At 58.0% G+C, this 19,514-nt stretch carries 13 protein-coding genes, 6 pseudogenes and 1 riboswitch; of the genes and pseudogenes, 10 read left to right on the top strand and 9 right to left on the bottom strand.

What is annotated here, in order from left to right; all coding sequences use genetic code 11:
* Positions 1-12: 12 nt before the first annotated feature.
* The 8 genes and pseudogenes from nifE to RL_RS39440 form a co-directional block, all read left to right on the top strand.
* Positions 13-1,434, top strand: a complete 1,422-nt coding sequence (nifE, locus tag RL_RS28170; protein ID WP_011654202.1) for a nitrogenase iron-molybdenum cofactor biosynthesis protein NifE — start codon at positions 13-15, stop codon at positions 1,432-1,434.
* 54 nt (positions 1,435-1,488) lie between these two features.
* Positions 1,489-2,826, top strand: a complete 1,338-nt coding sequence (nifN, locus tag RL_RS28165; protein ID WP_011654201.1) for a nitrogenase iron-molybdenum cofactor biosynthesis protein NifN — start codon at positions 1,489-1,491, stop codon at positions 2,824-2,826.
* 354 nt (positions 2,827-3,180) lie between these two features.
* Positions 3,181-3,504: a ferredoxin III, nif-specific gene (gene fdxB, locus RL_RS38405; RefSeq protein WP_011654200.1), complete on the top strand. Its 324-nt coding sequence runs from the start codon at positions 3,181-3,183 to the stop codon at positions 3,502-3,504.
* A 248-nt stretch (positions 3,505-3,752) separates the two neighbouring features.
* Positions 3,753-4,020, top strand: a pseudogene (locus RL_RS38395) (transposase domain-containing protein); the annotation flags it as partial.
* A gap of 897 nt (positions 4,021-4,917) precedes the next feature.
* Positions 4,918-5,283 carry a hypothetical protein gene (locus RL_RS28150; RefSeq protein ID WP_011654198.1) on the top strand — a complete coding sequence of 122 codons (366 nt, stop codon included), beginning with the start codon at positions 4,918-4,920 and terminating at the stop codon, positions 5,281-5,283.
* A gap of 146 nt (positions 5,284-5,429) precedes the next feature.
* Positions 5,430-6,290, top strand: a complete 861-nt coding sequence (locus RL_RS28145) for a tyrosine-type recombinase/integrase (protein WP_011654197.1) — start codon at positions 5,430-5,432, stop codon at positions 6,288-6,290.
* A 13-nt stretch (positions 6,291-6,303) separates the two neighbouring features.
* Positions 6,304-7,479: an IS91 family transposase gene (locus tag RL_RS28140; protein WP_011654196.1), complete on the top strand. Its 1,176-nt coding sequence runs from the start codon at positions 6,304-6,306 to the stop codon at positions 7,477-7,479.
* A gap of 406 nt (positions 7,480-7,885) precedes the next feature.
* Positions 7,886-8,020, top strand: a pseudogene (locus RL_RS39440) (helix-turn-helix domain-containing protein); the annotation flags it as partial.
* Between the two features lie 344 nt (positions 8,021-8,364).
* On the opposite strand, the gene RL_RS28135 reads toward RL_RS39440, so the two are convergent.
* The 3 genes and pseudogenes from RL_RS28135 to RL_RS39435 form a co-directional block, all read right to left on the bottom strand.
* Positions 8,365-8,598 carry a helix-turn-helix domain-containing protein gene (locus tag RL_RS28135; RefSeq protein ID WP_011654195.1) on the bottom strand — a complete coding sequence of 78 codons (234 nt, stop codon included), beginning with the start codon at positions 8,596-8,598 and terminating at the stop codon, positions 8,365-8,367.
* A 568-nt stretch (positions 8,599-9,166) separates the two neighbouring features.
* Positions 9,167-9,393, bottom strand: a pseudogene (locus RL_RS38380) (rhizopine-binding protein); the annotation flags it as partial.
* Positions 9,394-9,415: 22 nt separating this feature from the next.
* A pseudogene (locus RL_RS39435) lies at positions 9,416-9,583 on the bottom strand (IS5/IS1182 family transposase); the annotation flags it as partial.
* 974 nt (positions 9,584-10,557) lie between these two features.
* Between RL_RS39435 and RL_RS28130 the strand changes: the two are divergent.
* Entirely contained in the window at positions 10,558-11,268 is a 711-nt protein-coding gene (locus RL_RS28130; protein ID WP_026264770.1) for a hypothetical protein, read from the top strand.
* 219 nt (positions 11,269-11,487) lie between these two features.
* Positions 11,488-11,598: riboswitch (TPP riboswitch) on the top strand.
* A gap of 90 nt (positions 11,599-11,688) precedes the next feature.
* Positions 11,689-12,246 (top strand): annotated as a pseudogene (locus RL_RS28125) (hypothetical protein); the annotation flags it as partial.
* Between the two features lie 717 nt (positions 12,247-12,963).
* Here RL_RS28125 and RL_RS28120 read toward each other — a convergent pair.
* From RL_RS28120 to RL_RS28090, 6 genes and pseudogenes are all read right to left on the bottom strand, one after another.
* A complete protein-coding gene (locus RL_RS28120) occupies positions 12,964-13,518 on the bottom strand; it encodes a hypothetical protein (RefSeq protein WP_011654191.1) in 555 nt (184 codons plus the stop codon).
* Between the two features lie 129 nt (positions 13,519-13,647).
* Positions 13,648-14,322: a transcriptional regulator gene (locus tag RL_RS38370; protein WP_011654190.1), complete on the bottom strand. Its 675-nt coding sequence runs from the start codon at positions 14,320-14,322 to the stop codon at positions 13,648-13,650.
* A 926-nt stretch (positions 14,323-15,248) separates the two neighbouring features.
* Positions 15,249-16,430 (bottom strand): acyl-CoA dehydrogenase family protein, encoded by a 1,182-nt coding sequence (locus RL_RS28105; RefSeq protein ID WP_011654189.1) that lies wholly within the window; start codon positions 16,428-16,430, stop codon positions 15,249-15,251.
* The gene (locus RL_RS28100) at positions 16,430-16,681 is read right to left on the bottom strand and encodes an acyl carrier protein (RefSeq protein WP_011654188.1); all 252 of its coding nucleotides are present in this window, start codon (positions 16,679-16,681) and stop codon (positions 16,430-16,432) included. Before RL_RS28100 ends, RL_RS28105 begins: the two co-directional genes overlap by 1 nt.
* A 370-nt stretch (positions 16,682-17,051) precedes the next feature.
* Positions 17,052-17,414, bottom strand: coding sequence for a hypothetical protein (locus RL_RS28095; RefSeq protein ID WP_028744172.1), 363 nt, complete (start codon positions 17,412-17,414; stop codon positions 17,052-17,054).
* A 287-nt stretch (positions 17,415-17,701) separates the two neighbouring features.
* Positions 17,702-19,256: pseudogene (locus RL_RS28090) on the bottom strand (ParB N-terminal domain-containing protein); the annotation flags it as partial.
* Between the last annotated feature and the right edge of the window lie 258 nt (positions 19,257-19,514).

The following is a 19,514-nucleotide window of genomic DNA, read 5'->3' as shown; positions in this document are numbered from 1 at the left end:
GAAGGCAGACGAATGTCCTCGCTCAACGCCAAAATCAAAGATGCCTTCCACGAGCTAGCGAGTGAAAGGAGCGGCAGCAAGGGTCCTAAGGCGCGCCGAAGGAATTGCGCGAGGCCAATGGCCCCGGGAACGGCCGTCGGCGGTTGCGCTTTCGACGGCGCCAAGGTCGCACTGCAGCCGATCACCGATGTCGCACATCTGATTCACGGGCCACTCGCCTGCGAGGGAAATTCCTGGGACAACCGTGGCGCTGCCTCGTCAGGTCCAACGCTTTGGCGCACGAGCTTCACGACTGATCTTACGGAAATCGACATCATAATGGGACACAGTGAACGGAAGCTCTTTAAAGCGATCCGGGAAATCAAGGATGGGTATGCGCCCGCGGCAATCTTTGTCTATTCAACCTGCGTTACAGCGATGATCGGTGACGACATCGACGTTGTTTGCAAGCGAGCGACGGACGAATTCGCCTTTCCAGTGGTGCCGGTCGATGCGCCAGGTTTTGTCGGATCTAAAAACCTCGGCAACAAGCTAGCGGGCGAGGCGCTGCTCAAGCATGTCATAGGTACCGTGGAGCCCGATGAACCGGGCCTTTGCGACATCAACATACTCGGCGAATTTAACCTCTCGGGTGAGTTCTGGCAGGTGAAGCCGCTCTTGGATAAGCTCGGCATTCGCGTCCGTGCCTGTATTCCCGGAGACGCGCGATATCTGCAAGTCGCCTCCGCCCACCGCTCACGCGCGGCGATGACGGTGTGTTCGACAGCGTTCGTTACGTTGGCACGTAAGATGCAGGAACGCTGGGACATTCCGTTTTTCGAGGGCTCCTTCTATGGCATCTCCGGCACCTCGGAGGCGCTCCGGCGGATCGCCGATCTGCTTGTAAAGAAGGGTGCTGCCCCCTCGCTTTTGCATCGCGCGGAAATCCTTGTAGCGGAAGAAGAGGAAAAGGTGTGGAAGAGGCTGGAAGCGTACCGACCTCGCCTTGAGGGCAAGCGCGTGCTTCTAAATACAGGCGGCGTGAAATCCTGGTCGGTCGTCCATGCCTTGATGGAGATCGGCATGGAGATCGTCGGCACGTCAGTCAAGAAATCGACGCTCGAAGATAGGGAGCGAGTGAAACAGACCCTGAAGGAGGAGAACCTTCTGTTCGAGACGATGTCGCCGCGCGAGCTTTTCTCGCTTCTACTCGAGAGAAAGGCTGACATCATGCTATCGGGCGGACGCACCCAGTATATAGCGCTAAAGGCAAAAATGCCCTGGCTCGACATCAACCAGGAGCGTCATCACGCTTACGCTGGCTATGAGGGAATGGTGCAACTTGCTCGACAAATTGACCTGGCAATCCAGCATCCGATGTGGCCGCAGGTGCGCGAGCCGGCGCCATGGGAGCCGGCCTTGGTCGCTGAAAAGCGAGCGAAAAGAGAAGCGTAAGCGCGTCGAACCAAACCCGCGAGATCACTCGCAAAAAGATGTTGAGGTCGTACTATGGCACGCGTCGTATCCCAAACTAAGGCGGCGGCGGTCAACCCCCTGAAGTCGTCTCAGCCGCTTGGTGCTGCCTTCGCCTTTCTGGGCGTCGACGGCGCAATACCTCTGCTCCATGGTAGCCAGGGATGTACGAGCTTCGCGCTCGCACTGCTCGTGAGGCACTTCAATGAAGCGATCCCTCTGCAAACCACGGCGATGAACGAAGCCGCGATAATCGTCGGCGGCGCGGATCGTCTCGAAGAGGCAATTCTCAGCCTCAAAACCCGCACAAGGCCACGACTGATCGGGATATGCACGACCGCATCGGTAGAGGCCCGCGACGAGGATGTCGCCGGTGACGTCGAAAATATCAAACGCAGGCGGGGGATAGAACTTGTGGGCACCGAAGTGGTAGTCGTCAACACGCCTGACTTTGACGGCGCCATAGAGGAGGGGTGGTCTAAAGCTGTTACCGCCGTGATCGAGGCAATAGCGCGACCTGACAAGCAGTACCGCAATCCGAGGAAGATCGCGATCTTGCCTGGCTGGAACTTAACGGTTGCTGACATAGAACATCTGCGCGAAACGGCCGTAAGTTTCGGCCTCGACCCGGTTATTCTGCCCGACGTATCCGGAGCGCTCGACGGCTCCATCCCCGAAGAATGGATGCCGATAACGAATGGCGGCACGAAATTGAAGGAGATCCGCGATCTCGGTGCGACGATGCAGTGTATCGCAATCGGTGAGCATATGCGGCGACCGGCTGAAGCGCTGCAGAGACTGACCGGCGTGCCGTACGTGCTGTTTAGATCGCTGACGGGACTAGAAAACGTCGATCGCTTCATTCGCGTGCTCGCCGCTATGTCACGCAAACAGACACCGCTCAATGTCCGCCGCAACCGAATGCAGTTGCAGGATGCCATGCTTGACGGACATTCCCATATGGCTGGCAAGAAGATCGCAATCGCTTCCGAACCCGATCAACTTTTCCAGCTCTCCAACTTTTTTACTACCATGGGTGCGGAAATTGCGGCCGCTGTCACCACGACCGGCACTTCGAAGGCGCTCGAGATGGTACCGGCGAAAACCGTCAAAGTCGGCGATCTCAGTGATCTGGAAAGTCTCGCCGCAATGGCCGATCTTATCGTCACACACTCGCACGGCCGAGAAGCTGCCAGACGTCTCGGTGTTCCGCTGATGCGGGTGGGTTTCCCCATCTTCGACCGCTTCGGCAGCCAGCACAAGCTTACAGTATTATACCGGGGAACCCGCGACGTGATCTTCGACTTCGCGAACATCATTCTGGCTAACCACCCTCCGAACCCCGGCCCACTTGCCTCAACCGATAGGCGGTAATCGCAATAATGAGATCAATTCGTCGCGTCTCGCTCTTCAATGGCGGACTTCATCAACGCGGACGAAACGGCAGGTGGGCACTTCGCGAATTGCCGTCGCCACACAAGATATGAAGGGACTGACAGCGCAGCTTGAATCGGTCAGACGATTTGACGCGACATGCGACTCGAGGACCTTCGTGGAATCCGCTGGGTTCGAAATCACAAGATCGGAAGATGCAGAAGCGAAGGTGGAGGACCGCACTGGGGTAAAGATTGCGGCGTTAGTCAGCTGCCAACTCGCGTTTGTCTGACAATTGGCGGGCCTTCCTCAGCCACTTTGTCATCGGCAGAACACGATAAATCGGAGGAATCTATGACAAGCTCATCCGTGACTCGCGACGGGTCCCGATGGATGCCGGAATATCTGAATTCGATCAACCCTGCGATGTGCATCGGCTGCGGTCGCTGCTTCAAGGTTTGCTCACGCGAGGTCATGCATGCCCACGGCATCGATGAGGCAGGTGACATGCTCGGTGTTTGCGATGGCGAAGACGACTTTAATGGTGAGCTCAGTCGCGTGATCATGGTCATTGATTATCCCGGCCGATGTATCGGCTGCGGAGCGTGCGCCCGCGTCTGCCCCAAGAACTGCCAGACTCATATCGCCGTCCATCATCGTTCATTGCACGAATCTTGAATTCCGTTCCGAGCGGTAAAAGCCGCCGACGCGGTCCAATGAGAGACAACCGTGGATACGCCATCTCATAAAGACGAATCTGCTGCATGCTCAACAGTACGGTGTGCCGTATCAATTCCGAGCCTACGATCTTACTTCGCGGCCGGTTCAAGCCGCGATAGCTCGAAAGGCTGGCCCGTGTCGCATTGCGGATACGGAGACACTTCCAATGCTTACATACTCTTGACGAAGGAGTGCACAATGACTCACGTCCCGCGCTTAGTCGTAAAAATGCTCTCTTCGCGGGTCATGACGCAGGTGCGGAGAACTGGGCGATTATCGCCTCGCTGATTGAGACCTGCAAGCTTAATTCTGTCGATCCGCTCGCCTATCTGACCGCCACGCTCAAGGCTATCGTCAATGGCCACAAGCAGAGCTATCGACTATCTGTTACCATGGGCTTATACCGCAAAGGTCGAACCCGCAGCCGAAGAGAACCACTTGGGCTTCACTCCCCGTAGATGCCAATTCCAGTAGTGGCAGTGGCGACGTAGACGCAGAATCCAACGGCTACCCCAGGAAAAACTCCAGCAGCCAAGCTTGTCCTCTGGATGATAACGATGGCGGCAGCAAGTGGTCCAAGCAGCAAACGGAGCGTTTGCACAACACCTAGCGCTCCATAGTTCATATTGTGGACTGACTGCTGGACAACATAAACCAGACAAATATGCCGCCGAACACGATTAAGCCGGCACAGGCTCCCAAAACCCAGCCATGCCGTCTCCACACATTCCGTAGTTCCCAAAGAGCGGGAGGCAGCGCAAACGCCCACGGTATAAGATCAGTTATTGTCCAGATTTACGAAACTTCACATGAAGATGTTTCTAGTCTGTGAGACAACCGCTCGAAGACGTCGCCTGGCAACACCGTTTACGTCCAACTTACGACATCATCGTCACCTTTGTCGGCTCCGCGACACGCATTCCTCTTCGCCCGATCCCGCATTTTCCGCCCACCTCTTTGAGATAGCAGCGAATAATTGTTCGTCAGCTCAATCGGCCGACTTGGCACGAATCTTGAGGGCTATTGCGAGGCAGCGGAGCGGCCGCCGCGTCCGCGGTGCGGGATAACCGCATTGCTTCGAACTCATGAAGGAACACTATCTATGACGGGAAAGCGCGGAACTGGCAAATCGCCGAAATGTCGTCAAGTTCCAAAAGGGAGTGGACGTGCTCGCCGGCATCCGCGACGAGGATGTCGATGTCGGAGCGGCGCCGAAGACGTATCATCCTTCACGCACGGCAAAGGCTTTCTGAGCTCGAGGCGATCTGGAGATTAAAGATGCAAAACTGAACCTAAGCGTTTCGTTGGCGATCTGGGGAAAGACGTCACCCTGCAGGCATACATCATCAGGAAGCACGAAGGAGTTTCATCATGCCGTTGACCAAGACGAACACCAACCACGCAATCCGGGGAAGAGCTATCCCGAACAGTGGGCAGCAGAATGACTGTAAGGCTGTCATTGCACAAATCACTTTCGCCGATCTAGGACGTGGGGCTGGCACATTGCATACCGTGGGCGTTGCCCGCGTCGACATGCAGGGGCGAACCGCGGCGGGTGATGCGAACATCCAAGTCCAGATGGGTGGAGGTACGGTCGCTGCTGCAATGATCTTCAATTCCGTGCAACAGACGACGGATGCCGCCAATCAAAGGGGAGCGGCCAACGGCACCATCTCGGTGCTCAATCAAAGCATGGACAGCGGGACGGTCTGGAATTTAACAGGAACGCTTCCATGACAGTCTAGAGCGGTTCATTACTTATCGGAATCTGGTCGGGATTGAACGAAGCCGCTATCGCGGCATTTGGAGCGCGGGATTGCATGATGCGCTTCTGATTTGAAGGATTGGGCTGTTTTAGCCCGACCTTTGAACAGGAGATGACGATGACAGAGATAAGCCCGCTACGCCGGCGCATGATCGATGACATGACGATCCGCAATCTTTCGCCAGCGACGCAACGATCGTATTTGCATGCGGTGACGAAGTTCTCGCGCTATTTCGGGCGATCGCCAGACCGTCTTGGACTGGAAGACGTGCGCGCGTTTCAGGTGCATCTGGTCTCATCGGGCCTATCATGGCCGGCCTTGAACCAGACAGTTTGTGCCCTGCGGTTCTTCTTTGGCGTCACGCTTGGTCATGGCGAGATACCGGAGCGCATTGCTTATGCCCGGACACCCGCCAAGCTTCCGACGATCCTAAACGGCGACGAGATCGTGCGGTTTCTGGAAGCGGTTCCGAGCCTGAGGACCCGCACCGCATTGACGACAGCTTATGCGGCGGGGCTGCGCGCCTCGGAAGCTGTCCATCTCAAGGTCCGCGACATTGATGGCGAGCGCGGCATCATCCGCGTCGAGCATGGCAAGGGCGGAAAGGATCGCAACGTCATGCTGTCAGCGCAGTTGCTCGCGATCCTGCGGGTCTATTGGCGGCTGGCGAGACCCGAGGTCTGGCTGTTTCCGGGCCGGGACGAGACCAAGCCCATTGACGTCCAGGTTCTGTATTCTGCCTGCCGTTCGGCGTGCACTGCTGCCGGCATCGACAAAAGGGTGACGGTACATACGCTGCGTCACAGCTTTGCCACCCATCTTCTGGAAAGCGGAACCGACATCCGCATCATTCAGGTTTTGCTCGGCCACAACAATCTGTCCACCACGGCACGCTACACGAAGGTTTCCAATACGCTGATCCGCAGCACGACCAGCCCGCTCGACCGGCTGACGCTAGAGGTGGTGCCGCCAGGCTGAGCATAGCTTCGCTATGGCGGCGGGACTGCAGGTGGCGGACATTTTTCGCCGCCACGGGGAAAGATATCGCCAAACACACGACGCTCATCTCGGGCGTGTCGAACGCCGGGTCATGAGTGCGGTCGAGATGTGCCGGACCGCTCGCCTGGGCGGGCATGTCCAGCAATGTCAGGACTGCGCGGCGTTCCGCATCGCCTATAATTCCTGCCGCAACCGGCATTGCCCGAAGTGCCAGGGACAGGCGAGCCGTGACTGGCTTGCTGCCCGGCAGGCCGACCTTCTGCCGGTCGGCTATTTCCACGTGGTTTTCACCCTACCGCAGCAGATCGCCGCAATCGCCTTCCAGAACAAAAATGCCGTTTACACGATCCTCTTTCGCGCTGTCGCCGAGACGCTGCGCAGGCTTGCTGCCGATCCCAAGCATCTGGGTGCAGAGATTGGCTTCATCGCGGTGTTGCACTCCTGGGGCCAGACGCTCCATTATCACCCGCATATCCATTGCATCGTGCCGGGCGGCGGATTGTCGGCCGACCAGTCCCGCTGGGTTGCCTGCCGGGCAAACTTCTTCCTGCCCGTGCGGGTTCTGTCACGCCTGTTCCGGCGGCTGTTTCTCGAAGAGCTGAAGCAGGCCTACGACCTGGGCCAGCTTCGGTTCTTTGGCGATATCGCCGGCCTGGCCGATCCGGCCGCGTTCAATCGCATCGTCAAAGAAGCGCGGCGTGTCGACTGGGTGGTCTACGCCAAGCCGCCATTTGCCGGACCCGAACAGGTGCTGGCCTATCTCGGGCGCTATACCCATCGCATTGCCATCTCCAATTCCCGCCTCGTCAGCATCGATGGCGATCGCGTCACATTCCGATGGAAGGATTATCGAACGGGCGGCAGGCAAAAGGTAATGACGCTTGATGCCCACGAGTTCATCCGCCGTTTCCTGCTTCACATCGTTCCGGACGGCTTCCACCGCATTCGTCACTTCGGCTTGCTTGCCAATGGCCATCGGCAACTGAAGCTGGATCTGTGCCGAAGCCTGCTCGACGTCCCGCCGCCGGAACACCCGGTCGAAGAACCGGACGCAAAGCCACCACCCTTGGCGCATCGCTGTCCCTGTTGTGGCGGAGCCATGACAATCATCGGCGCATGGACCCCGCTCCAGCCGGTACGCCGGCCAGCATGGAAAGACAGTTCATGATCATATCACGCGCAGCATCATTGCAACGATCAGCGTCGGCATGCCGGGAGCCGCGAGGCGAGTGTTTTGGCCAATGCGTGCCTGAGCGACGTAAACCGCCACAGAACCAAGGGGTCGGCCGATGCAAACCAGCCGACAGGAGCGTCAAAGACACCGCATACCGGCAAGAATCTCCTTCCAGACCTGTCCAGGTGCTCCGGCAAGGCTCGATTCTGCCAAACGCCATCCACCGCTTCGACTAAATCCCCATAGCGCCAAACAACCCGCGCCTTCGCTCAATCCGGCTTCAATGAGGTCCGATCAGTGAATGCCGCACGCATAGCGAACGGACCTCACAGAACCCTCCAGATTCCCCAATCTGCGGTATTGTGATTCATGATGGATGCTGGAATGGAGGCCAGCATCCGTGACGCGACCTTATTCGAATGTTCTTCGTGAATGCGTAGTGGCTGCAGTTGCAGCCGGTCAGAACTGTCGGGTGGTGGCGGAGCGGTTCGACATAGCCGTTTCCTCTGTGGTGAAGTGGTCACAGCGCTATCAGTTTCCGCAATGAGTCGGGGTGATTTTTGTGTGTAGGATTTTGCCGTAGGAGCGGTCCCAATCCGCCCGTTCTAAAAATCATATTCCGACTAATTTGATGTCGAGAAGCGACCAGCTGGAATTCACCCCATGCTGAAGCCCTATCCGGTGAAGACGAAGCTTGCGGCTCCGCGTAAGACTTCAGGCGCTCAGGAAAAGATCTGGCCCGGCCGGCTGGACGAGCACGTCCAGCCGTATTTGATTAATGCGCCGGAGTTGAACAGCGTCCGCTTAAAGCGCGACCGTGAGTTGCTGCACCCATCTTCCTTGGAGAGGTGTAGCCTTGGAAGGAGTTGTTCAACGATGTCAGCGCGGCGCATCGCATATCTTTTCTAGAATACCTAGAGCGGATGCGATCCTTCGGATCCTCGACGCGTCGAAATCCGCGTCATTCTCCAGAGCTGTCACCTCTGCCACAGTCAGACCAGTGGTTTCTGCAACGTCATCCAGCGAATAGCCGCGAGCTAGGCGAGCTTCTACAAGCAGAGCACCAACGGACGGGGCAACTTGGGATTTCGTAATGTTCGAGACCATGTTCATGTCGTTTAAGGCTCCTTTTGGCGGCCGGAAAACGTGCATCCGTTTTCTAGTTCCACCGCTGCCGACCACGTCCGGCGACGGACAGTTTCTTCGAAATCCGCGGGCGCTCTTTCTATCAGTTTGTGCGACGGAGTATAGGTCTGACGCGATGAAGGACGGACAACCCTTGCATGGCAGCCGACAAGAGGTGACCCGCTCCCAACTGCGGCGCAAACTCGCGACGGCCGATAAACAGCTTCCTATCTGGCAGGAGCGTTCATGCCGGTGGGAAGCTCGTGGCGAGTGATGTACTGATCGTTCTCAAGCGGGGAGCGACGGACAAACAATTCGAGAGTTGCCTCGGCGTGATACGCTCAAGGGCCGCAGGTTCGGCCAGAGCTTGTGTGAAATCTCCTGGCTCTGTTGATCGGCCGTCGTCTTGAAGAAATCGCCGGAGAACGGCGCGTCGAGATCAAGCGCGACCTGAGGTCAAGGACCCTTCATCGTCTTGGCACCCTAAGGGTTTTGCGGAACTTCGAGCGCCCCAAAAGAGGATGTGAGCAAGCCCGCATTGCGCGGCATTCGCGCCTCAGTTCACCAAGTCGTTGACGTTGGCAGGCGTGATGAGCTGAAACGGAATGTAGCCCTTCTTTTCGACCTTTTCGCCCTTAGCAGGCGTGAGTGCGGCATCGAACGATGCCTTGCCCTGGCCGGCGGCATCCTGGAACACGGCAAAGTCGAGATCGCCCGCCTGCTGGCGGCAAGCGCGTCCTGCGTGGCGTCAACGCCGCCGACGACGACCTGGGTCATATCCCTTGCCGGTCTTTGAAACGTCTGATCACGCCGTGTCTGCATGGCGGCAGACGGCTTTCGACCGTGCCCAGTCAAGCATGCCGTAGAGAACGGCGCAACCGATGGCGACTTCGGTCTGCTGACCAGGCCGCGACCTGGCCCGAAGGCGCCGTCCTATGATGGCCTTGTATCGCCCGATGACCGTTTCGACCAGGAAGAGTTTAGCGTAGCGGTTGGGGACCTATTCCCCCAAGCGCCAAGTTATGAAGTGCGAAATACACAATAATATATGAAATAATATTTTTATAACTCGCGGCTTTCTCCCACAAGTGGGCGCATCTGTCAAATATGAAAAGATATACTATAAAATATACGCAACACACTGTTGCGCTGCTTGTTATTTTCATGAAGTGTCGTGTCCTGAGGAGCTACGGTAGCAACGGAAATTCTTTCCCGACGAATGCTGAGATCTTGCCGGCGACGGCATCATCGTCGGCAGGCTTACACAAGGAGCACTATGACATGGAGCGCCAAAAGAAATCAGACAAGCGTCATGGCTACTCGCGCCTGCGGTTGGCAACCATCGACGGCGTGTCGCTGCCTGGTCTGCAATTGCCACTCGACCGGCAGGAGGGCTCGGGGTCGTCGAAGAAGCCCTTTTTCCAACAATGGCTCCTGGATTTTGCTTTCGGTTGCGAGCTATTTTATCCAATCCAGCTATATGAACATCTCGCAACGAGCGAGGGCGACGACAAAGGCGCTAAAAGTGAGAGTTATGAGTATGGACTTGGGAGAATTCGGGCTGGCCGCCACGTTCCTCATTTGAAATCCACGTCTCTCGGGTCTTCATATTCCAGAATGGAAGCGCCGGCTCAGTCGCCAACGCTTGCAAACTCTAACAACAGGTCGCCGGACGGATGGAGGATATTATGGACGACGTGGATGCGACGCAACCAAAGGACGGCTCGGACACACAAGTTTCAACAGGTGCGAACCAGCACGGCAGGAACATCCAAAGATGGTAAGAAAGACTTCAGAAACCTGACCACTATACGGTACACGCAAGCCGCAGTTCAAATCCTGCTGCCGCTATCATATATCCTGGCAACGCTCGCTCATGGGCGAAAATCAAGGATATTTGGCCCGCAAGGTTCGCCCAATTATACAGCAGAAAGGATTTCATTCTCCATGTCATTATGTTCTGCGAAATGCATTCGCATTGCCGCACTTGCAGCGACCGCCATCGTGCTGGGCACCCAGATCGCAATTGCGCAAGAGCCGTCTATAGGATCTCAGTGGCTGAACACCCCGGCATCTCGAGTGGAAGCGCTTGCGGTCCTCCAGACCTTGAATGCCAATCTCCTGAGTAACGCTAGTGCTACGTTGACCCTTGACCGCTGGTGCGCCGCGCATAAGCTCGCACCGAAAGGTTCCAAGATCGTGGCTCAGCGTGTGGACAGGCAAGGCAAACCGGCCGATGAGCACATCCATGAACTTCTGACCGTTGGACCCGGTGAGCTTATCGCTTATCGCCGCGTCCGCCTGGTCTGCGGCGACCGCGTCTTGTCCGAAGCCGACAACTGGTATGTACCTGCAAAATTAACTGCAGAAATGAATCGGGCGTTGAATACCAGCGATATCGCGTTTGGCAGAGCCGTTCAGGCTCTCAATTTCACTCGCACAAACCTGTCTGCCAAGTTGCTCTGGTCCCCTCTATCCGAAGGCTGGGACATGGACGGCTTAATAACGCATAAAACAAGTTCCCTTAGCCTGCCGCCGTTCCTGCTCGAACATCGTGCCATACTGAAACTTCAAGACGGCACTCCGTTTAGCGCCTTGGTCGAAAGTTACACGGACAAGGTCCTAGACTTTCCAGTTCCGCGCCTGCTTTCTCAATAGCGCTTCGGTATCTCGGTACACTTGCTGCACTGCGCGGGATAAAATAGAAAGCCACGGCATGGGACAAAGGCGTCCGGCTTGCACAAGCGTGCCGGTCGGGCGATTGACTTGTCGATTCGTTTGATCGCGGCGACCACGCACGATAGCCTGTGTGTAACCTGACCCCAAGCCATCGCAGATTGTCGCTTGACAGTTCCCTCGGCAAACCTCTACGCTTTTTGCATTCACCAGGGGGTCCCATCAAGGGGCTGAGGTACTGCTATCGCGCGCAGTGACCCGTTGAACCTGATCCAGTTCATACTGGCGTAGGGACGGTGCAAGCGCTCGAAGCAGTGGATTCACGCGTGGAATCCGTGCCGGCGTCTTTTCATCATTCCGGCTGAGGACTGGGTCTCCAATCGAAAGTTGGAACCTCAAACCATGAATATCGCAGCCACCCCAACCCACACCACCGGCCCCTTGCCGGCATCCAGGAAGATCTACATTCGGGGCGGCGTCCATCCCGACATTTGCGTGCCGATGCGCGAAATCAGCCTACATCCGACATCAGGCGAGCCGCCCGTTGTGGTCTACGACTCCTCCAGCCCCTATACGCTCGAGGGCGCCGAGATCCGTATCGAACAGGGGCTGCCCTCACTGCGACGCGACTGGGTTCTCGCCCGCGGCGACGTCGAGGCCTATCAGGACCGCCATGTCCGTCCCGAAGACAACGGCTTTGCCAGCGGCGAAAGGCTGACGCCCGAAGTTCCCACGCTACGCCGGCCGCTACGCGCAAAGGATGGCGAGGCCGGCACCCAGTTTGCCTATGCGCGCGCCGGTATCATCACGCCGGAAATGGAGTTCATCGCCATCCGCGAAAACCCCGGCCGCAAGGCGCAGGCGGATGCCGTAGTCCGCGACGGCGAGAGCTTCGGCGCGCATATTCCGGATCATGTGACGGCGGAATTCGCCCGGCGGGAAGTGGCGGTGGGTCGGGCGATCAACCATGTGGCCCAGTGCCCGCCAGTCACCATCGAACGAATACGCCCCGCTCTGCAGATCATGAGCGCCGTCGCCCAAGGCGCGTTCATCGACTCCGGTTGATGGGCATTCAGCCAGAGACTCCATTCGAAACCCGCAAGAAATCCGGATCCTCGCCGGCATCAGTAAGGATGTTTTCTGCACCAATGCGGCCATGAACCAGACCCTGCGCGTGGACAATTGATAGTGCTTGTACGACCCTGCGGATACACTCGCGAAGGGTGACTTTCGGTGAGGGCGCGAAACACGCAAGGAATGTCATCCATGCTGCGTTTTAAAACCGCCCGCGTGTGGCGCGCCCTGCTTTTTGGAGTGTAGTCGCGGGCGGAGGCATGGCTTCCGTGCCGACGCTCGCGGCACCGCCTCCTTTGCGGAGGCAAATGACGATGCGCAGAAGCTGGGGAAGACCCTGTGCGCGGTCCTTGATAACGTTGCCGTCAAGAAGAGCTAGGTGACTTCCGTGCGTGCATTCAAATCTGCTTGGGCCCGTGGCGTCGATCCAACTGATGGCAACCGTAATCAGCGGCGCGCTAAGCCGTCATTCAGCAATCTTTTCGGCCGCCATTGCGAAAGTCAAGGATGCTCGCCTTGAAAGGACTCGAACCGGCGACACCCTATTCAAATCTGAGATTGTTCACGTACAACAAGCTTAAAAGGGCAGACAGCACGCCACGCTCACCGTTCAAACCGCTCTAGCATTTTTCTCAACTGCGCGTTTTGCAACGTTAGCTTTCTGGCCAGCTGATCCCTGAGCACCCTGATTTCGTCATCGAGGCTCATCTCGTTTGCAGTGTGGATAACCTGGGGATCGTTCGCAATCGCCACCGCTTCCTTGCTGCGGCTCCTTTGCTCGCGCGGTCTGACCTCGGCCGTTCGCTTGATCCTAGCGGCATCATGTGCAGCGGTGAAGTCAATACCAGTACCACCGGATATAGCGGGATCAGCGCCCTCCACGATTTTGGCGACTTCGCCGTCGACCTTGTCTTGGACGTCGTTTTCAGCTCCTTCGGAACGCACAGGCTTGAGAGAAATTGCACCGGGTTGACCGTGACGAGGTAGCTCCTCGCCCGCCGGCCGACCATCGCTATTCAGGCTGTCCTCGACAGGCGTTTCAGTCGAACCAGAACTAGGCAACGCCTCCGGCGAAACCTTCTCGGTCGAGCCGTTTTCTCGCTTTTGTTCGCGTCCCGGTGAGACCAGTCGGGCAAGAAATTTCCAGGGAGACGCCATCTATCCGACCTCGCGTTTTATCCCGCAAGCAGGTTGCAAGTTTTAGTTCCGGCAACAGCATTCACCGTTGCCAAATTGTATCTCTTGCTAACCATGGAAATGCGGCCGGCGGTTGACCGGCTGCTTATATCAGTCGAGCTTGAGCCGTTTGCGCAGATCGGCATTTTCAGCGCGAAGTTTTTCAGCCAGAAGCTTCCGCAGCCGCTGGTTTTCCTCTTCCAACTGCAAAAGGTCTGCCATCTCGTCGATCGCCGTCATCGGTGCGGCCGGCGCTGTCTGCACGGCCTTTGGAGCTCGGCGCACAGGTGCGCGTTTGGCACTCGCCGCAGCTTCGACCCCCTTTGTCTTGCGCCCTCTCCTCTTCACACCACCGGCGCCGGCCAGAGCAGCTGCTGGCTCTGCCGTAGTGTCAGCTGACGCGGTTTCGAGTGCCGCGGCTTTCTTGGCCCGGGGTTTGCGCTGTTTCTTCGGCGCAATTGGCGTTTCGACAACGGTCGGCGCATCGGCACTGGTTGCAGTATCAGTCTCGTCGGCCATGCCTATCTCCTGTGTATCTGATGCAGTTGTCGACGGCCCGAGAGGCGGTGTCAACAACGACTCGGCCTTATCTGGATTTGGTAAAGAAATTTCGCTGTCGGATTTGCCACTCTGAGAGCTATCCGGCAGAAACGGCATTGCCCCTTCGTCTAAGTCGCGAGCGACGGACTTTAGGTCCACGTTGCCCCAGATCGAGTTCGACCTGGTATCGAGTTTTCGTCTGCCGGTTTTGTACTCGACGGCAAAACTGCGTTGCACTTTTTTCAATATAAATGGCCTTGGAAAATCCACGGGATGATTTGGTGATGGGATGGTACGTCCGGAATAACGATTACCGGACTGCCCGTCTATAGCCATGCTCCTATCAGATCCATCGCATCGGTTCCGGGCAGAATATATGGCTAATCAAATGCGGGCTGAGCCGCGTGAGGCCACATTGGCGAAGTCGAACCGTACTGAATCAAAAGTTGCACGTGGTCGCGCGGACTTATCGGCGAGCTTCCTTGTTGTGCATCGTCGGAGTCTTAAAAGATTTTCCGCAACGCCGACGTCGGTCTGTGGAGCGCATCCAGAGCTCCGGCGTTGCCGGCGCGCGCGGGCGAAGGCCCGCTCGATCGGCGCCACCGTCGTCACGCATGAACTGCCGAACCCTCATCGAAGAAGGAGTGCGCCTGTCAACCTTGTCTTTCTTTGCTCGCCTAGGCCGGCATCGCAACGTTATCTGTCTCGTTCACCAATGAGAACTGGAGGAAGCGCGCACTAATTGTAGCCATCTTGACTTTGAACATCAGCGGCCCGTTTGCGCTGCCGGGGGCGGTCCGCACTGCGACCGACTCAGATTGCTTTGCTAGTGAACATTGATCGCCTTGATGGGGTTCTAGCTGTCGACCCGATTGTCAGCCCGAGTTGGATAACGCTCATTTATGGAACTACGATAGTAACCCAGAGACACGTTTCGCATTTACGTCATCGCCGACTCACGTTGGGAGAGGGATCAGGATCGACAATAGTCTCGCTGGCGGCAGTCGGCGAAGCTTGGCAAAGAGGCTCGCGCTTTGGAAGCCGGCATTGATCTCGCCCGCAACGACCCGGGGCGATGCCGCTGCGGCCGTAGAGCCCATCGATGCCGGTATCGATCAGCAGACCGGATTCGAAAAGCCGGTCCAGAAACGAGGTCTGCATATCCATGACTGTCACCCCAGTAGGCTAGTGTCCTGCTTATGGACAAGAAGCATGCTCGACGTGTTGCCGAGGATGCGGTCGTTCGAAATCATGAGCTGTGCGGAATGCGCGTCGCGCAGGTGGCGTCCGAGGCTGAAGGGCGTCCCGTTCTTGTAGCCCATGATGCCGCAGATCAGCATGGCATGGTTGACGATCTCCAGGATCATCTCGGACGAGGCGATCTTGACGTTGTTCATCGCCACCGCAAATCCCATCGAGGACAGCCTGTCGGCATCGGCCTTGGCATCTTCATAGGCCTTGAGGCCGGCAACCACGTTGGATTTCACCATCTGCAGCAGGTTCGAAACCTCGGCGAGGCGCAGCGCGCCCGGCGGCTGGGCATCCGGCGCCTTACGGGCTGCGGCGCGCACGAAAGCCTGGGCGCGCACAACGGCGTCGACGGAGATGCCGTACCAGACGCCACTCCACAAGAGGTGCGAGGAGGCAAGCATGGACTGCGCCGCGATCTCCGCGAAAGGCTTCGGCAGGATCTGGCAAGCCGGCGCTTCGCCCTTGAACAGGAAGCCATCGGAACAGGTGCCGCGCATGCCGAGCGTATTCCAGACATGCGTTTTCTCGAGCGTGTACTGGTCCTTGAGGAAGGCCGTCAGTACCTGATCGGAGGAAGCCGCCTGCGCGTGGGCACGCGAGGTGATGAGAATGGCGTCGGCGTGCGAGCCGTAGGAAATGACAGTCGCATCCTTTTCGAGACGGCACGTGTCGCCATCGACCTCGACCGCACAGATGCTGTTGCGCAGATTTCCGCCGATACCGCCTTCGGTGGTGGCGGATGCGATCAGCAGCTGCTCGGCGGCGATGCGGCGCATGAAACCGCGATGCCATTCGCTGTCGGCGCCGTGTTCAACGAGGCTCGACAGCTTGATGTGGTGCATGGCGAAGACCATGGCGCTTGCGGCGCAGGCCTGGCCGAGCATCGAGCACAATTCGGCGATCTCGGTGATCGAGGCGGATTCGCCGCCGAGATGGCGCGGCACCTGGATGCCGAGCAGCCTTTCGGCCTTCATCGCATCGACGGCTTCCCGAGGGAAACGGGCTTCGGCATCAACGGTATCCGCGTGTTTCGCCGCAATTTCGGCGACGCGGGCCACCCTTGTGACAAGACCGTCCTGCATGATCTTGACGGGGAAATTCATCAGGCGACCTTCCCGCTATCCCGGATGAGATCGACGGTCCTGGCGATCGCCGCGATGCTCGCGAAGGATTTGCGGTTCAGGAGATTGTCGGGAAAATCGATATCGAAGGCCTCTTCGAGGCCAAGCATCAACTGCACGGAAGCAAAGGACGTCAAACCTGCCGCATAAAGATCGGCGTCGTCGGCGACCTGGTCGATCGACCCAGGAAGCTTGCCGAATTTGGCAACGAGGTCGCGGATTGCCTTAGTCATCTCATCACTCCAAGATTCTCATTGAGCCAGAAGTTGGAAAGCGGATCGCTGCGCAGCCAGTCCTGCATTTTGATCGACGTGCTGGAGAGCCGCCATTTAAACTAGAGTCATGTTGTTCACCGCAGCGTTTTTATTCAGCTTCGTGCTCCATGAATTAGCGCGTCCCGCCAAGGATCAGCTTGAGTTGCTCCAATATTGAAAGGCGGCGCTTGTTCCATCTGTTGGACAATACGCGCTGGTGATCTCTTCGTGTGAAATGGTTTGTGCGGTTACGTGCCATTTGAAAGTATCCTTCTTTTGGGAGAGTACCGATGTCCCCGTCGTGACAGGAAGACGCCGGGCGTTAGCATCTGGGTACCTCAAGTTCTCGCTACTGAAGCGGGTGAACTTTCTTCTCGAAACTTACCGAGCTTAAAAGAACTGGCTCGAAATCAAGGCCATCAAAATAGGTCGATCGCATCACAGAGCGCATGCTGGCCTGATCGTCTGATAGCGTATTTGCGGCATATATACTCGCGGCGATGCCGACGCCCCGCTGGCAGGTGAGCCGGCCGTAGGGGGCGAGCCATGAAGGCCGCCGCCCGCTCAGCTTGATCTTCGAGTTGCGCAGCGACTCGACTGCGTCAAAGCTTTCCTCGGCGGAGACGCCGAAGATGTACTCGACTCCCTCGTTCTCGAGTGCCGAGACAAGAAAGTCAGCCTCCTTGAGGCCTGCATCTACAGACTGAGGCACACATCATCTCCTGACGGGTTTTATACAGTTGACGGCTCTATATCGTCAAGATGATCGTGATGCATCATTTTAAACCGAACAGTCAATAATCATTTTGCACCAACGAACGTGCCGGCTCCATCGGAGCAGGCCTTTCCTCAACCCATTGAATTTTTCTCTTAGTGAGGGCGCAGCGAGGAAATTTCCTCGGCGATCCGCTCCGCAGTCGGGCGCGGATTCGTCTTCGGCCCGGACGAAGGATCCCCCACGTCGGCGGGCAATTCGTCGACCTTGCTACAATCCTCCATGCTTTTGGCAAGCCACTCGGCCAGCTTCGCGTCATCGGGAGCGAAGAGGGCAGACTGATGCGCGAAGCGCTCTTCCTTGAAGTGCTCGACAAGGGCAGCGCGGGTGTCCCTGACGCGCGGGCGGGGAACGACACTCGTGCCGCCGCAGCACGCTTCCAAAGCCGGGCGGGTGAGGCACGCGAGGAACTCTTCCTTGCCCATGTTCGGAAGATCTGCGTCGGCGCCGATGGCATCGCCGGTAATGCGGACAACGACGCCGCTGTCCGAACGATTGGTGCGCGCCGACAGGGCCTGGCCACGACACGAAGCGTGTCGATATCGACCTCCAGCTTGCCGTTTTCGCCGATCAACTGGGCAGCGTGCCGGGCGAACCCCTGGACCATAGAGATGCCCGGAGGCTTCGGAGCCGGAGTCGACAGAGACGTTCTGTCCAGCAAACGCACGCACCAGCATTGCCATGAGCGTATCGTCCTCGATCGGGGCCTGCGCCAGCGCCTCGTGCAGCGCGTCGGTGCGGAAATCGCCGATCATGTCGGATGCCGTTTCGGGTCACGTCCGGCCGGATCTTGGCTGAAACGTCGATGGCCTCGTTTCCGTCCTCGACACCGGGCGCGGTCGGATCGCCCTTTGCCTTTCGCTTGTCTGGCCTCCGGCATCCGGAAATGGGCGGACTGCACCTTGCCCTCACGATCGAGATACATGGCGGTGCAATCGCCCTTGCCGGGCTTGCCGTAGACGCGCTCCGCCTTCGGCGGCAATTGCGGCTGACCCCAGTTGTTGAGCTCGACGATGGCACCCTTCTTCGGGAGATTGCTGCTCATCCACTCCTGCTGCGCACCGAGGAATGCTTCGACGTTCGTCGGTTAGCGGTTATCCTCGTCGGCTGGTCCGAACAGGTCTTCCGCCCACTCGATGCCATAGGCCTGGCGAAGATCGTCGCCGAAACTCGCATCGCGGGCAAACATGCAGGTCTTGGTGAGGCCGTTTCCGATCGCCCACCAGGACGCCGTGTCACCCTTCTTCGGCTTGTGGGCCTTCCAGACTTCCTTCTGCTCATCGAGCGACGCTGCGGAAATTGTGCGCAGCTGCTGCTCGTTCGGCATGTCGAGCACCGCCGGCAGTACATTGGCCAGCAGGCGAAGCTTGCGGATCTGTTCTGTCTAACCGGCAACGCCAGCGCGATCGCAATCGCTTCCTCGGTCCAGCCGAGAGCAACGAGGCGCGCGATGCCCCGCCATTGGTCGACCGGATTGAGGGGCTCGCGCGCGATGTTTTCGATCATCAAACGCATCGCGCCATTATCGTTGGCCGCCTCGACGACGATAACGTCCATTTCCTCGATGGCGGCGGCGATGACCAGGCGGGTGCGCCGGTGACCGGCTTCGATGACGTAGCCGTTGCCGCCGGCTTCGGCGAAAATGACGGGCGGCTGGATGACGCCGACGGCCTTGATGGTCGCAAGCAGCAACGCGTCGGCCTGGGGCGTCGACTTCGACTGGCGCGTATTGTCGGGATTGTCCTTCAGCGCACGCGGATCGACCTTCATGAGTTGGATGGGAGTGTTCCTTTCCGGGGATGCGGACGCGGCCTTCTGCCGGTCCTTCCTGTCTTCATTTTTTCCTGAAGACACTCCCGGACCGCAAATCGGCCCGACCGGCGCAACTGCGGGCGAGCGGCCCTGCCGCGAAGGACAAGCCGGGCTAACAGCCTTGCGAAGGACAAGTGGCCGGATGAGCAGGCGGCGGTTGAGCGACAGTAGCGACGGGAAGTCCGATCTGCGACCGGTTTCCTTTCCCTCTTTTCCTGCCTTTTT

It is taken from the genome of Rhizobium johnstonii 3841 (genome assembly GCF_000009265.1).
GTDB classification, from domain to species: Bacteria; Pseudomonadota; Alphaproteobacteria; order Rhizobiales; family Rhizobiaceae; genus Rhizobium; species Rhizobium acaciae.
Note: the sequence above shows the minus strand (reverse complement) of the source record. Positions and strands in the feature narration are given on the sequence as shown.